Raw genomic sequence first — 13,853 nt, 5'->3', positions numbered from 1 at the left:
ACCATGACCGCCGCCGCCCCCGCCACCGCGTGTCCGGCGTGGCCGGATCGTCCCGCCGATGCCGCCATCCGGGCCGTGCTGGAGGCCCTGCGTCCCCTGCTGGGCGCGCGCCTGTCCACGGGCCAGGCGGTGCGGGACCAGCACGGCCACGACGAAAGCTCTCACCCGTCCCAGCCGCCCGACGCGGTGGCCTTCGCCGAGACCACCGAGGAGGTGGCGGCCATCGTCCGCGCCTGCGCCGCGCACCGGGTGCCGGTCATCGCCTTCGGCACCGGAACCGCGCTGGAAGGCCAGGTCACGGCCGTCCATGGCGGGGTCTGCATCGACCTCTCCCCCATGAACGCCATCCTGGAGGTGCGGCCGGAGGACATGGACGTCACCGTCCAGGCCGGCGTCACCCGCAAGCAGCTCAACGCGCACCTGCGCGACACGGGGCTGTTCTTCCCCATCGACCCGGGCGCCGATGCCTCGCTGGGCGGCATGGCCGCCACCCGGGCGTCGGGCACCAACGCGGTGCGCTACGGCACCATGCGCGAGGCGGTGCTGGCCCTAACCGTGGTCACCGCCTCGGGCGAGATCGTGCGCACCGCCCGGCGCGCCCGCAAGTCGTCGGCCGGCTATGACCTCACCCGCCTGTTCGTGGGCAGCGAGGGCACGCTCGGCGTGATCACCGAGGTCACGCTCCGCCTGCACGGCATTCCCGAGCGCATCCTGGCCGCCGTCTGCCCGTTCCCCAACCTGCGGGCCGCGGTGGACACGGTGATCGAGACCATCCAGTCCGGCGTGCCGATCGCCCGCATCGAGCTTCTGGACCCCGACCAGGTGCGCGCCGTCAACGCCTACTCGAAGACCGATCACGCCGTCGCGCCGACGCTGTTCCTGGAGTTCCACGGATCCGAGACGCACACCCGCGAGCAGGTGGAGATGGTCGAGGCCCTGGCCGCCGAGCATGGCGCCGAGGGCTTCCGCTGGGCCGCCAGCCTGGAGGACCGCAACCGCCTGTGGCAGGCGCGCCATGACGCCCATTACGCCGGCCTGGCCATGAGACCGGGCGCCAAGGGGGTGTCGTCGGACGTCTGCGTGCCCATCTCGCGCCTCGCCGACTGCATCGAGGAGACACAGCGCGACCTCGCCGCCTCGCCGGCGACCACGACCCTGGTGGGCCACGTGGGCGACGGCAACTTCCATGTGCAGTTCGTCTTCGACCCCGACAACGCCGAGGAGATCGCCGAGGCCAAGCGCCTGAACCAGCGCATCGTCGAGCGCGCGCTGGCCATGGACGGCACCTGCACCGGCGAGCACGGCGTCGGCCTGGGCAAGAAGGCGTATCTGGCGGTGGAGCACGGCGCCGAGGGCCTGGCCCTGATGCGCGCGGTCAAGCAGGCGCTGGACCCGCTGGGCATCATGAACCCGGGCAAGATGGTGGGGTGAGATATGAATCGCCTTGGACAAACCATACGGGCATCGGGACAGGTCGATCCCGAAAGTCATAAAGGTTGCCTGTGGAAAATCCACGCCCTATCGTAGGATCTTGCCCGGTTTCGGCGGACTGTTTGGGTTACAATGGCACGACGCAGAATCGATCCACCTCTTGTCCAGCATTTGTCCTGGTCACCCGACGACCCAATCCCGGATTTCGGGTCGATTCCTCCCCCAAACGGATGCGGATCCCGGACGCACACGAGAGAAGGACGGCGGTCGCCAGACCCTTGATCGGGGGCCCCCTCACGCCCATGATGATAAGGGAATGATTTCGGAAAGCTCGATGATGGAAAGCCGAGTGACACGTCTGGAGGTCGAATTCGAACATGTCCGCAAGGATCTGGACGAAATCAAAACCAACCTCAAAGACATCAGTCTCCGCCTGGCCCGCATGCCCACGATCGGTGGCATGTGGGGTATGGTCGCCACGGTCATCGGGGTTGCCCTCTCGATGATCAGCATGACCGTTGCCGTGATCGTTTATCTTCCGACCGTCATGCCCGGACTGGCCAACTGACGTCCCCGTTCAAGCTCCACCCGCCGATCGCCCCATGGCGCCCCTTCACCCCGACGGGCGGGGCTGCGGGGCGATGCCCTGGGCCTCGATCGTCTCAGGCTCGGGCGAGGATGCCGTCGCCTCGCCCTGGCTGGTCACCACCTGGTCCCGGCCGCCATCCTTGGCGCGATAGAGGTTGCGGTCGGCGACCCCCAGGACGTCACGCACCGACTGGCCGCGCTGGGGCACCACCGAATAGCACCCGATACTGACGGTGACGCGCCGGGTGATGTCGGCATAGACGACGTCATGGGCGGCGACGCGCCGCCGCAGCGCCTCCAGGTGATCGTGGAAGCTGGCCACGGTCGCCCCCGCCGTGAAGGTCACGAACTCCTCGCCGCCATAGCGGGCGACGGCGTCGCCGTCGCGCCGGAAGTGCACGTCCAGGATCTCGGCGAGCTGCCGCAGGCAGGCGTCCCCGAAGGCATGGCCCAGGTCGTCGTTGACCGTCTTGAAGTGGTCGACGTCGATCATGGCGACGGCGAACGGCAGGGCGTTGCGCTGGCAGACGGCGAAGGTCTCCGACATCCGGCTGTCCATGTAGGCCCGGTTGGGAAGTCCGGTCAGGGTGTCGGTGACGCTCAACTCGCGCAGGCGGCGGTTGGCCGCGTTCAGGCGGGCGTTCAGGCGATGCAGTTGCCGGTTCCAGAGCACGATCAAGGCGATCAGGAGCGCCGCCCCGAGGGCGATCGACCAGACCAGGCGGGTATCGACGGCCCGCTCGTAGCGCACGGTGACCCAGCGTTCCAGAATATCCTGGGCCTCCGATTCGCCCATGGCGGCGATCAGCCGGTCCAGGGCCGACCCCAGCAGGGGCGCGTCCCGGGGAACGGCCATGACGACGCGATGCTCTTCCGGAAGATGCCCGGCGATCTTGACGTCCGACAACCGATGGCGGGCGATCAATGTGCCCAGGCGCGGCAAGGAGCCGATGGTGGCGTCCAGGGTGCCGTCGCGCACGCGATCCAGGCCCTCGCTCTCGGACTCCAGCGGCACCAGGTTGATCTCCGGATAGCGCCGGGTCAGGGCGTCGTGCAATGGGGACGCCCGCGCAACACCGACCGTCTTGCCCGACAAGGACGCCATGCCCCGCAGGAAGGGCCGGTCCAGCACGGTGGCGACGACCGCCGGCATGTGCAGATACGGATCGGTGGTGGTCCAGCCCGGCAGGTCCTTGGGGGTTTCCATGAGGAACGGCAGGATGTCGCACCGACCGGCCAGGGCATCGGCCAACGCCTGCTCCCGGCTGGTGGCGGGCACGAGTTCCCAGTCGAAGCCCCCGCGTTGGGCCAGCAGGCGGATCACGTCCCCGGCCACGCCTTCATGGGTGCCATCCCCATCGATCCGCTCATAGGGAAAGGGGGCCGCTCCCCCGCAGACGCGCACCACCCCCTTGTCCTCCAGCCAGGCACGCTCCTCCGCCGAGAGCCGCACCCGATCGGCGGCGCGCTGGGCCAGGCGCGGTCCCAGCCAGCGGGTCTCCAATTCCATCCATCGGGCGGATGGAATCGACGCCATGGCCCGGTCCAGGATGCCGCGCAGGAAGGGCAGGGTCGGGGTGATCCCGAAGCGCAGGTCCTCCGCCTCGATCCCGTCCATGAGAAACTCGCCGCCGATCTCCACATTCCCCAGCCCGAGGCGACGAATGAGGGCGCTTCCCTGCGGCAGCGAGGCGATGACCATGTCCACCTCGCCGGCCGACACCGCCCGCATCATGTCCTCCACCCGGGTGAACATCGTGACGGCCTCCGTCCCCACGAGATCGATCAGGGCGTCCTGATAGAACACGTCCCTCGGGATGCCGATGCGGCGCCCCGCCAGGTCGTCCGGTCCGTCGAAGCGGCCGAGTCCCGCGCGCACGAACACCGCGTTGGGGACTTGGTGATACGGCCGGCTGAACAGCGTGAAGTCCGCGCGCGCCTCGGTGAAGGACATGTTGGCCACCACGTCCAGGTCACCGGCGCGCAACCCGTCCAGGAGACGCGGCCAGACATCGAACACCGGATCGATCACCAGTCCGGTTCGGTCCCCGAGCTCGCGCGCCAGATCCACCGCGAAGCCATGGGGCTGCCCGTCCCGCAAGAAGCTGAAGGGCGCGTAGTTGGGCATGAAGCCGACGCGGATCACCGGCCGCTCGTCGATGAACGCCCGTTCCTGGGGCAGCAGGCGCAGCGGACCCGGCATCAGGATCAGCCCGGGGCGGACCATGCGCCAGCGGTCCACCATGGCGCTCATCTCCGCGTCGGGAATAGCCGCCAGGGCCGTCTCCAGGATGCCGTGCAGCATCGGGTTGGACCGCAAGACCCCGAACCGGAAGTCCTCCAGCGCCAGATCGGTCAGCGGCAGGGGGCCGGCCACGTCCACGCTGAAAAAGCCGGTTTCCCGGGCGAAGAACCGGCCGGTCAGTTCGGGCGCCAGGACGGCGTCGATCCAGCCGAAGGCCAGCGCCGACACCAGATCGCGGTACTCGTTATGGGGCACGACATTCAGGCCGCGCTCCGCCAGGATATCGGCATAGTAGATGTCGCGGATCACGCCCACGCGCTTGCCATCCAGGATGCTGGGATCATCCCCTTTCGGCAAGGGGCGCTCCTTGTCGTGGAACACCATGGTGCGGCGAAGGTAGTACGGCGCGGTGAACAGGATGGTTCGGGCGCGGGCCTCGGTGAAGGAAATGGCCTCGATGGCGTCCAGATGCCCTTGCGTGAACTGGCTGTAGATTTGCACCCAGTTGCCCATGCGCAGCCTGATCCGCAGGCCGGTCAGCGCCTCGATCCGGGCGACCAGATCCACCGAGAATCCTTGAAAGGTCCCATCCCGAAAAAAGGAATAGGGGGCGTTGTCGGAAACGATGCCCAGTTGGATTTCGGGGTTGGCGGCGATCCAGGCCCGCTGCTCGGCGCTCAACAACGGGGACGCGTCGGCCGCACCATCCGAGGCCCCATCGGACGTCGCGCCGGCGGGCCCGCCCACGGAGAGGACAAGGACGACGAGCAGACCCAGCACCGCCATCACCCGGGCCAACAGGCGTGGCGACACGGACGCCCCTTGTCGATCGCCGCGCCGTCGATATCCGGACTCGACGGGACGCCTCTCAAAAGTGATCCACGTTCGCGCCGCGGTCATGACGTCCTGCACGGCTGTTCCATGAGCTGACCGGTCCTTTGATGCACCGGCGGTTCCGGCGACGCGCACTGGAGATCCCGCGTCTGCCCTGTCGCGGCGCAGGCTAGCGCAATACCCATAAAACGTCATGCAAATCAGCCGGCCACACGTGATCTCGGTCCAGACGACCGCCTGGCCTTCTCATCGTGCCTCCTCATCAGACCCCCCATCGGAGTCCGGCGGCGGCGCGGCGGCGGCGCTCGCGGGTTTCGCCGCCTGCCCGATCCGGCTTTCGGTGCCGTTCACCAGTCGGCGGACATTATCGCGGTGACGCCACCACGCCAACAGGCCAAGCACCGCGAATCCCGCCGCGTGCGGCCGCTCGGCCAAGGCCAGGGCCAGCGCCGGCGCCACCGACAAGGCGGTCAGCGCCGCCAACGACGAATAGCGGAACAGAACCGCCATCGTCAACCAGGTCAGGCAGGCCAGCAGCCCCACCGGCCACGCCGTGGCCAGGATCACGCCCAGCGTGGTGGCCACCCCCTTGCCGCCCCGGAACAGCAGCCAGACCGGATAGTTGTGGCCGACGACGGCGGCCACCCCGGCGACCACCGGCACCGCCGGGGCCACCGTGCCCCATCCCGCCCCAGACCATCCCGCCAGCGCCTGGGCGCCCAGGGCGGCGATGGCCCCCTTGCCGGAATCCAGCAGCAGCGTGGCGAGCGCCAGGTCCTTGCGCCCGGTGCGCAGCACATTGGTGGCGCCGATGTTGCCGGAGCCAATGGCACGGATGTCCCCCAGGCCCGCGAGGCGCGTCAGCACCAGGCCGAAGGGAACGGCGCCCAGCAGGTAACCGCCGAGGGCGGCCAGCAGGAGGGCCAGCGGATCGGCCATGTCGCGGACTCCCGGTACGTGGTCAGGGTCAGGGTCGGGACCGGGTCGTGTCAGCCCTCGCCCTCGGGGAACACCGCGCGCCCGTCCACCACGGTCCGGATCACGCGCCCCTGCACCAGATGGCCGTCGAACGGCGTGTTCTTGGCCTTGGAGCGCATGGTGTCGGCGACCACCTTCCACGGCCGGTCGGGATCGAACACCACCAGATCGGCGGGCGCGCCGGTGCGCAGGCGGCCGGCGTCCAGGCCCAGCAGGTCGGCCGGCGCCCGGGTCACCCGGTCCAGCGCGTCCAGAAGCGACAAATGGCCGCCATGCACCAGCGACAACGTCACCGGCAGCAGGGTTTCCAGGCCGATCCCGCCGAACTCCGCGAGGTTGAAGGGCAGGCGCTTGGTATCGGCGTCCTGCGGGCAATGATCGGAGGCGATGGCGTCCAGCGTGCCGTCGACCAGGCCGGCGATGACGGCCTGACGGTCGGCCTCGGCGCGCAAGGGAGGCGACAGCTTGGCGAAGGTCCGGTAGTCGCCCACCTCCAACTCGTTGAGCGCGAAGTAGAACGGCGCCGTGTCGGCGGTTACCCGCAGGCCCTGGGCCTTGGCGCGGCGCAGGATGTCCACGCCCTCGGCGGTGCTGACGTGGGCGGCGTGATAGCGCGCCCCGGTCATGGCCACCAAGCGCATGTCCCGTTCCAGCATGATGAGTTCCGCCTCGCGCGGAATGCCCGCGAGCCCGAGGCGGGTGGCCATCTCGCCGGCGTTCATGGCGCCGCTGCCGGCCAGGCTGGGCTCCTCCGGGTGCTGGATCACCAAGAGGTCGTGGCTGGCGGCGTAGGCCAGCAGCCGGCGCATGACCTGGGCGTCGGCCACGGCCTTGACGCCGTCGGTGAAGGCCAGCGCGCCGGCCTGGCGCAACAGCCCGACCTCGGCCAGTTCCCGGCCCTCCAGCCCCTTGGTGGCGGCGGCGTAGGTGAACACCTTGGCCAGGCCGATCAGACGGGCGCGGCGGGCGACGAACTCCACCGCCGCCTCGCCATCGATCACCGGGTTGGTGTTGGGCAGCCCGACCATCGACGTGACGCCGCCGGCGGCGGCGGCGCGCCCCGCGCTCTTGAAGCTTTCCTTGTGCTCCTGGCCGGGCTCCCGCAGCTGCGTGCGCATATCCACCAGACCGGGCGCCAGACAGGCGCCTCGGCAGTCCACCACCTGGGCACCGACCGGCGGGCCGTCCCGGAACAGGCCGGGGGCCAGGTGGACGATGTGTTCGCCCTCGGTCAGCAGCCCGCCCCCCGCGTCCAGGCCGGTGGCGGGGTCCAGCAGGCGGGCGTTGATGTAGGCGACGCGGCCGGGTGTATCGATGGCCATCAGGCGCCCCCCGGTCCGGTCAAGGGCTGGTTGCGGCGCCGGTCATCCAGGTTGCGGGCCAGCAGGTTGAGCACCGCCATGCGCACGGCGACGCCCATCTCCACCTGCTCGCGAATGACGCTGCGCTCGAAGTCGTCGGCGACCTCGGAGTCGATCTCCACGCCCCGGTTCATGGGACCGGGATGCATGATCAGCGCGTCCGACCGCGCCCGGGCGAGGGTATCCCGGTCCAGGCCGAAGAACCGGAAGTATTCGCGCACGGAGGGGATGAAGTTGCCGCGCATCCGCTCGGTCTGCAACCGCAGCATCATGACGATGTCGCAGTCCTTGAGGCCGTCCTTCATGTTGGTGAACACCTCGACCCCCATGGCCACGAAGGAGCCGGGCACCAGGGTGCGCGGGCCGATCAGGCGCACCTGAGCCCCCATGGTGGTCAGCAGGAAGATGTTGGAGCGGGCCACGCGGCTGTGCAGCACGTCGCCGCAGATGGCCACCCGCAGGCCGTCCAGGCGGCCCCGGCGACGGCGGATGGTCAGCGCGTCCAGCAGCGCCTGGGTGGGGTGCTCGTGGCTGCCGTCGCCGCCGTTGACGACGGCGCAGTTCACCTTTTCGGCCAGCAGCTTGACGGCGCCGGACTCGGGATGGCGCACCACCAGCACGTCCGGATGCATGGCGTTCAGGGTCACCGCCGTGTCGATCAGGGTCTCGCCCTTGGACACCGAGCTGGTGGACACCTGCATGTTGATGACCTCGGCGCCCTGACGCTTGGCGGCCAGTTCGAACGAGGTGCGCGTGCGGGTGGAGTTTTCGAAGAACAGGTTGATGACCGTGCGTCCGGCCATGGCATCACTGGCCTTGTCCAGGCCGCGGCACTGGTCCACATGGCCATCCGCCAAGTCCAGCAGATGTTGAATCTCCGGGGGGGTCAATCCCTGGATGCCGAGAAGATCACGATGGCGAAAGGAAGCGTCGGTCATGGCCGGCGCACCATAGCCAAGGGGGTCGATCGCGGCAAGGGGGGGCGCCCGCGCGGCACGCCCCTCCCCCGCACCAAGGCCCCCAAAGGTGCCACGGTCATGGCCCGGTCAGGCGGTGGTTCCGCCGCCGTCCTCGTCATCGCCCATGGCCAGCACGATGCGCCCGTCCTCGGTCAGCGGGAACTCCGCCACCCAGGTGATCTCCCAGGGGTGGCCATCCGGATCGACGAAATAGGCGGTCACGCCCCCCCAGGGCATCTCGCGTGGTTCCTTCAGCGTGCGGGCGCCGGCCGCCACGGCGTCGGCCAGGCGCTCGCCGACCTGTTCCGCGCGCTCCACGTTGAGGGCCAGGGTGATCCCCCCCGGACGGGCGTCGGTCAGGCCGGTATCGCCGGCCAGGGCCTCGCGTCCGTACAGGCTCAGGACCACGCCGCCGGCGTCCAGGAACGCCACCGATTCGTTGCCCAGGGGGGAAGTCCGCATCCCCAGGGCCTCGTAGAAGGCACGGGCGCGGGGCACGCTGGCCACCGCCAGGGTAATCAGGCTGATCGCTGGCATGGGGGCGTCTCCAAAATGAGGCAGGTGGCGGAAGGCCGGCGCATGAGCACGGACCACGTGCCTTAACACACCGTCCCGCGCGGGGCCTCGTCAAGCCAAACCGCGATGGCCGCTCGACTCGATGGGTGCGCCACCCTCGCGCCGGATCCACGGCGGGGATGGCGTGGGGACCGAGGGGGCGCGTCACACCTGGGCGGCGATGCGCCCGACGGCCGCCAGCACGCCGTTCCGCTCCTCCGGCGTTCGCGACGGCATCCTGCAATAGCCGGTCACGATCACCGGCGCCCGGTCGGACGGCCAGGCGATGCCGATATCGTTGAGGTTTCCGCTCGCCCGGCTGTTGCTGCCGGTCTTGTCGCCGAACAGCCACGTCGACGGCAGGCCGGCCCGGATCCGCGTCGCGCCCGTCTTGTTGGCCATCAGCCACGCCGCCAGCCGGGCACGCCCGGCGCGGGACAGGGCATCGGTGAACAGAAGGGAGCGCAGGGTCTCCAGCATGGCCGCCGGCGTCGTCGTATCGCGGACGTCATCGGCGGTGTCGTGTTCGTTCAACGCCGGCTCGATCCGGTCGAGCCGGGTCACCGGGTCTCCCAGGGCGCGCGCGTAGGCCGTCAGGGCCGACGGCCCGCCAAAGCTGGCGAGGAGCAGATTGCCGGCGGTGTTGTCGCTCCAGGTCATGGCGGCCGCGCACAGATCCTCCATGCTCATGCCGGGGTCCCCGACCCGGGTCTCGGTCACGGGCGACCACGGAACCAGGTCATCGCGCGAAAACACCACCCGCCGGTCGAGGCGTTCGTCCCCGCGATCCACCCGGGCCAGGACCAGGGCGGCCGCCAGAACCTTGAAGGTGCTGCACATCAGGAAGCGCTCGCCGCTCCGGTGATCGACCCGACGGCCACTGCCGAGATTGAGCACGGCGACGCCCAGCCGACCGCCATGCGCGCGCTCCAGGTCGGCAAGCCGCTCGTCCAGGCCATCACGGCCAGGGTCCACCAAAGGATCCGCCAGAGGATCCGCCAGAGGATCCGCCAGTGTCTGGGTCCCCGCGCGGGCCGCCGCCGGGCCAAGCCCGGCCAGCGGCGCCGCAAGCACGGCCCCGGTCAACGCCCGACGGCGCGATATCGTTGTCATGGACTCCGTTTCCTCGCGTGCCCGCCCCGGGCACGCCCATCCAAACCACCCGTGCCGCCCCACCGGGCCGGCCCGGCCCTCAGTGCGTGTCCAGGAACTTCTGGGCCTTCTCCGGCAGCGCGCCGGGCAACAGCGGCTGCATGGTGCGCAGCAGTTGGGGGAAGTCGATCGGCTTGCTTTGATAGCCGTCGCACCCGGCGGACATGGCCCGCTCCTCGTCCTCGGCCATGGCGTTGGCGGTCAGGGCGATGACCGGGAGGGCGCGGGTGGCCTCGTTGGCCTTGATCTCGCGGGTGGCCTGGTAGCCGTCCTTGATGGGCAGGCCCATGTCCATGAGGATCAGGTCCGGCGCCTCGTCCGCCGCCATGACCACGGCCTCCTCGCCATTGACGGCGCGGGCCAGATCGAAGCCGCGTTTGCGCAGCCAGCGGGACAGCATGTCCCAGTTCATGTCGTTATCCTCGACGACCAGCAGCTTGGCCATGCGGTCTCCTCGGGTTCAGGGGGGTGTGGGGCCGGGGGGTGACCCGGCGTCGTCATCGGTGGCGGTCACCCCGACTAGGCCCTCGATCTGGGCCAACAGCGCGCGCGCCTCGAAGGTTCCCTTTTCCAGCACGCTCCCGACGTTGGCGTTCAGGAACGCCTGTTCCTCCCGCGACAGGTCCTTGGCGGTCATGACGATGACCGGGATGGCCGCCCAGTCGGGCCGTTCCCGCAGGCGCCGCACCACCTGGAAGCCATCGACCTCCGGCATCATCAGGTCCAGCAGGATGACCGCCGGCGCGCCGGTGGACTCCAGGGCGGCCAGCCCCTGCCGGCCGTCGGCGGCCTCGGTCACCGTCCAGCCGTGCTTCTCCAGGCCGCGCCGCAGCAGGTCCCGGGTGAAGGCATCGTCGTCGATGACCAGGGCATGCGCAGACCGGCCGTCGAAGCGCCAGCGGTCCAGGCAGGCCATCAGCAGGTCGGCGTCCAGCGGCTTGGGGAACACGTCGGCGGCGCCGAGGGTGATGGCCAGGTCGGCGTTGCCGGCCATGGTCGCCACCACCACCGGGATGCGCGACAGCGCCGGATCGGTCTTGACCTCCTCCAGCACCTGCCAACCGTCCTTCCCGGGCATGATGATGTCCAGCAGGATGGCCAGCGGCGCCAGCTCGCGGGCCTGCGCGAGGCCCTCCTCGCCGTTGTAGGCATGGGCGGTGCGATAGCCCTGGTCCACCAGCGCGGGCCGCAGCCGGTCGTGAAACGCCGGGTCGTCGTCGATCAGAAGCACCAGCGGTCGCGTCCGGTCGCGCGCCGGATCGGCCGCGGCGTCAGGTGCCCCGGGTCGCGCCGTGCAGGGAGACGCCGGGTCCTGGGCCGGCGGCGCCAGGGCGGCGGCGGCCGCGCCCTCCGCCACGGTCCCCGCGCCCAGCGTCCGCGGGACCTCGATGAAGAAGGCGGAGCCCTGGCCCTCCGCGCTCTCGGCCCAGACCCGGCCGCCGAACATGGTGACCACCTTCTTGACCAATGCCAGGCCCAGGCCGGTTCCCGGGAACTTGCGCGACATGGAGGAGTCCACCTGCGAGAACGGCTCGAAGATGGTCTGCAGCTTGTCCGGCGGAATGCCGACGCCGGTGTCGCGCACCACGAAACGCACCCACGGCACGCCGCTCCGCTCCCGCACGTCCACGGACAGGGTGATCTCGCCCTTCTCCGTGAACTTGCAGGCGTTGCCCATGACGTTGATCAGGCACTGTTTCAGGCGGGTCTTGTCGGTCTCGATCTCGCCCACGCCGTCGGCGATGTCCAGCCGCACGCGGTTATCGTTCTTCTTGGCGTACTCGAAGATCGTGCTTTCGATCTCGGCCAGGATCTCGCGCAGGTCGTGGGTACGGGGCTGAACGGTCAGCTTGCCGGCCTCGATGCTGGAGAAGTCCAGAACCTGATTCACCAGATCGATGTTGTGACGCACCGCGAGGCGGGTCTGGTTGAGGCAGTGCAACACCTCCTCGCGATCGATCTCCTCGTCGTCGTCGTCCTCGTCCTCGAAGGTGTCGAGGAGCATGTCGTTATACCCCTTGATCGCATTCAAGGGTGTCCGCAGCTCATGCGTGATAACCTGCACGAACTGGGTCTTGGCGATGTTGGCCGCCTGGGCCTGCTCGCTGGCCACCGCCAGCGCCTTGTTCTTGCGCAGCAGTTCGGCGGTGCGCTCCTCCACCCGCTTGGCCAGGGTGGCGTTGGAGCGTTCCAGGGCCTTGTCGCGGGCGTTGACGACGCGCAGCAGGGCGTTGAAATCCAGCACGAACTCGGCCAGTTCGCCGGAGTAGCGCCGGCCCTCGATCTGCTGGTCGAAGCGCTGGCCGTCGGTGATCGCCCGCACCGTGCGGGCCAGATCGACGATCGGCTTGGTGACCAGGCGCTGCACCCGGTCGGCCACCAGGAAGGCCACCGCCAGCAGGCCCAGCAAGGCCAGCGCGAAGAACGGCGCGCGGTCGAGGGCGAGGTCCCAGAAGGGATGCAGATCGGACAGGATGAGCACATGCCCGATCAGGCCGCCCTCGTACATCAGCGGGTGCACCACCAGGGCACGGTTGCCGGCCCAGGTCACCGCCCGCGTGGCATCCCGCTCCCCAGCCGTCTCGGCGCCCAGGGTCGCCAGGGCGCGGGCCACCACCGGCCCCAGGTCTCCCGGAAGCACCGCCCAGGGATCGGCGGGCGCCGGTCGTGCCAGGGGCTGGTCGCCACGCACGTAGATCGCGAAAGGAGAACCGTCCGCGCGCGTCATCAGGTTCAGGTCGCGGTCCAGGATGGTGGCGACGGCAATCGCCTTTTCGTGGTCATAGCCGTTCAGGAAGGCCCCCACCGCGCCGTGATTGTCGGTGGCCACGCCCAGGGGCGTGGCGTTGGCCAACTGCCCGGCCACCGCCATCATGCGGGATTCAAGGCTCTGCTTGTAAGCCAGATAGGACCAGACGGAGAAACTGGCGGCGATGATCACGAGCAGCAGGGCATTGCTGAAGAAGATCACGGCATTCATCTTGCCGCGAATGGAATATTCCGAGAATTTCAGCATGGCCCCACTCTCTCCCGGCCGCCGCGACACCCCGTCCGGCCGCGCGACTTCGGCCCCCGGACACGACGGCCCACACCGTGGCCGCCCGGCCCGGAGAGACTGCGGCAGGGTCCCGCGCCCGTCAAGCGGACGGGGTCACGGGCAGCAGTTCTCAGGATGGGGTTGGAGTGTGTCGCAACCGGGTCTGGTGATTGAAGGGACAGGTGAGGAGGGGCGGGCTCAGGGTGGCTGGGGCGGCGGGACTCCGGTTGTGAGGGTGCGCATGAGGGCGGCCCAGGACGGGAAGACGAGATAGGCGGTGATGGTCGCCAGATGGGTGAACATCCGGGTGCGGGCGCGGAAGCGCTCGCGGGCCTTCTGCCAGGCGGTCCCGATCAGGTCGCAGCCGGTGTGTAGCGCGAAGGCCAGCAGGTTGAGCACGACCAGCACGCTGGCCAGGGTTTCCTTGCCGTGGCCGAAGTTATGTTCGAGGTGATAGCCCTGGTTTTTCAGGACGTTGAACGTCTCGTTCTCGATCTTCCAGCGGGTGCGTCCGCAGGCGGCGAGGTCGACGACGGTGTCGCGGTCCACCGGCAAGTCGGTGATGAAGCTGAACCGCTGGGTGACCTTTCCCTTGGGATTGGCGATTTCCAGCTCCAACCAGTTGACGATCAGGGCGTCCTTTCCATCGCGGATCGGCACGGCGTTCATCCAGCGATAGCGATAGGTTCGCTTGGCGGTGCCCCGCCCGTGGG

The 13,853-nt window shown here is 69.4% G+C and carries 10 protein-coding genes and 1 pseudogene; 2 read left to right on the top strand and 9 right to left on the bottom strand.

Annotated elements, in window-relative coordinates:
- Positions 1–3 precede the first annotated feature (3 nt).
- The gene (locus GGD89_RS09245; protein WP_184044422.1) at positions 4–1,431 is read left to right on the top strand and encodes an FAD-binding oxidoreductase; all 1,428 of its coding nucleotides are present in this window, start codon (positions 4–6) and stop codon (positions 1,429–1,431) included.
- Between the two features lie 316 nt (positions 1,432–1,747).
- Complete coding sequence (locus GGD89_RS09240) at positions 1,748–1,999, top strand: hypothetical protein (RefSeq protein WP_184044420.1); 252 nt, start codon at positions 1,748–1,750, stop codon at positions 1,997–1,999.
- 45 nt (positions 2,000–2,044) lie between these two features.
- Here the strand turns inward: GGD89_RS09240 and GGD89_RS09235 are convergent, their stop codons facing one another.
- From GGD89_RS09235 to GGD89_RS09195, 9 genes and pseudogenes are all read right to left on the bottom strand, one after another.
- A complete protein-coding gene (locus GGD89_RS09235; RefSeq protein ID WP_184044418.1) occupies positions 2,045–5,077 on the bottom strand; it encodes a transporter substrate-binding domain-containing protein in 3,033 nt (1,010 codons plus the stop codon).
- Positions 5,078–5,344: 267 nt separating this feature from the next.
- Positions 5,345–6,037 carry a glycerol-3-phosphate 1-O-acyltransferase PlsY gene (plsY, locus tag GGD89_RS09230; protein ID WP_184044416.1) on the bottom strand — a complete coding sequence of 231 codons (693 nt, stop codon included), beginning with the start codon at positions 6,035–6,037 and terminating at the stop codon, positions 5,345–5,347.
- A gap of 50 nt (positions 6,038–6,087) precedes the next feature.
- Entirely contained in the window at positions 6,088–7,398 is a 1,311-nt protein-coding gene (pyrC, locus tag GGD89_RS09225) for a dihydroorotase (protein WP_184044414.1), read from the bottom strand.
- Positions 7,398–8,375, bottom strand: coding sequence for an aspartate carbamoyltransferase catalytic subunit (locus GGD89_RS09220; RefSeq protein WP_184044412.1), 978 nt, complete (start codon positions 8,373–8,375; stop codon positions 7,398–7,400). The genes pyrC and GGD89_RS09220 overlap by 1 nt, the downstream gene beginning before the upstream one ends.
- A gap of 108 nt (positions 8,376–8,483) precedes the next feature.
- Complete coding sequence (locus GGD89_RS09215) at positions 8,484–8,933, bottom strand: VOC family protein (RefSeq protein WP_184044410.1); 450 nt, start codon at positions 8,931–8,933, stop codon at positions 8,484–8,486.
- 183 nt (positions 8,934–9,116) lie between these two features.
- Entirely contained in the window at positions 9,117–10,064 is a 948-nt protein-coding gene (bla, locus tag GGD89_RS09210) for a class A beta-lactamase (protein WP_184044408.1), read from the bottom strand.
- 79 nt (positions 10,065–10,143) lie between these two features.
- Complete coding sequence (locus GGD89_RS09205) at positions 10,144–10,548, bottom strand: response regulator (RefSeq protein WP_184044406.1); 405 nt, start codon at positions 10,546–10,548, stop codon at positions 10,144–10,146.
- A gap of 15 nt (positions 10,549–10,563) precedes the next feature.
- Positions 10,564–13,119, bottom strand: a complete 2,556-nt coding sequence (locus GGD89_RS09200) for a hybrid sensor histidine kinase/response regulator (protein WP_184044404.1) — start codon at positions 13,117–13,119, stop codon at positions 10,564–10,566.
- A 219-nt stretch (positions 13,120–13,338) separates the two neighbouring features.
- Positions 13,339–13,853, bottom strand: a pseudogene (locus GGD89_RS09195) (ISNCY family transposase); the annotation flags it as partial.

Source organism: Roseospira visakhapatnamensis (genome assembly GCF_014197915.1).
Taxonomy (GTDB): Bacteria; Pseudomonadota; Alphaproteobacteria; order Rhodospirillales; family Rhodospirillaceae; genus Rhodospira; species Rhodospira visakhapatnamensis.
Note: the sequence above shows the minus strand (reverse complement) of the source record. Positions and strands in the feature narration are given on the sequence as shown.

What these genes read in the sequence shown, in the direction of transcription:
- GGD89_RS09220 (WP_184044412.1), bottom strand. Translation starts at nt 8,375, where the DNA reads ATGACCGACGCTTCCTTTCGCCATCGTGATCTTCTCGGCATCCAGGGA.
- GGD89_RS09240 (WP_184044420.1), top strand. Translation starts at nt 1,748, where the DNA reads ATGATTTCGGAAAGCTCGATGATGGAAAGCCGAGTGACACGTCTGGAG.
- GGD89_RS09200 (WP_184044404.1), bottom strand. Translation starts at nt 13,119, where the DNA reads ATGCTGAAATTCTCGGAATATTCCATTCGCGGCAAGATGAATGCCGTG.
- plsY (WP_184044416.1), bottom strand. Translation starts at nt 6,037, where the DNA reads ATGGCCGATCCGCTGGCCCTCCTGCTGGCCGCCCTCGGCGGTTACCTG.
- GGD89_RS09205 (WP_184044406.1), bottom strand. Translation starts at nt 10,548, where the DNA reads ATGGCCAAGCTGCTGGTCGTCGAGGATAACGACATGAACTGGGACATG.
- GGD89_RS09245 (WP_184044422.1), top strand. Translation starts at nt 4, where the DNA reads ATGACCGCCGCCGCCCCCGCCACCGCGTGTCCGGCGTGGCCGGATCGT.
- GGD89_RS09215 (WP_184044410.1), bottom strand. Translation starts at nt 8,933, where the DNA reads ATGCCAGCGATCAGCCTGATTACCCTGGCGGTGGCCAGCGTGCCCCGC.
- bla (WP_184044408.1), bottom strand. Translation starts at nt 10,064, where the DNA reads ATGACAACGATATCGCGCCGTCGGGCGTTGACCGGGGCCGTGCTTGCG.
- pyrC (WP_184044414.1), bottom strand. Translation starts at nt 7,398, where the DNA reads ATGGCCATCGATACACCCGGCCGCGTCGCCTACATCAACGCCCGCCTG.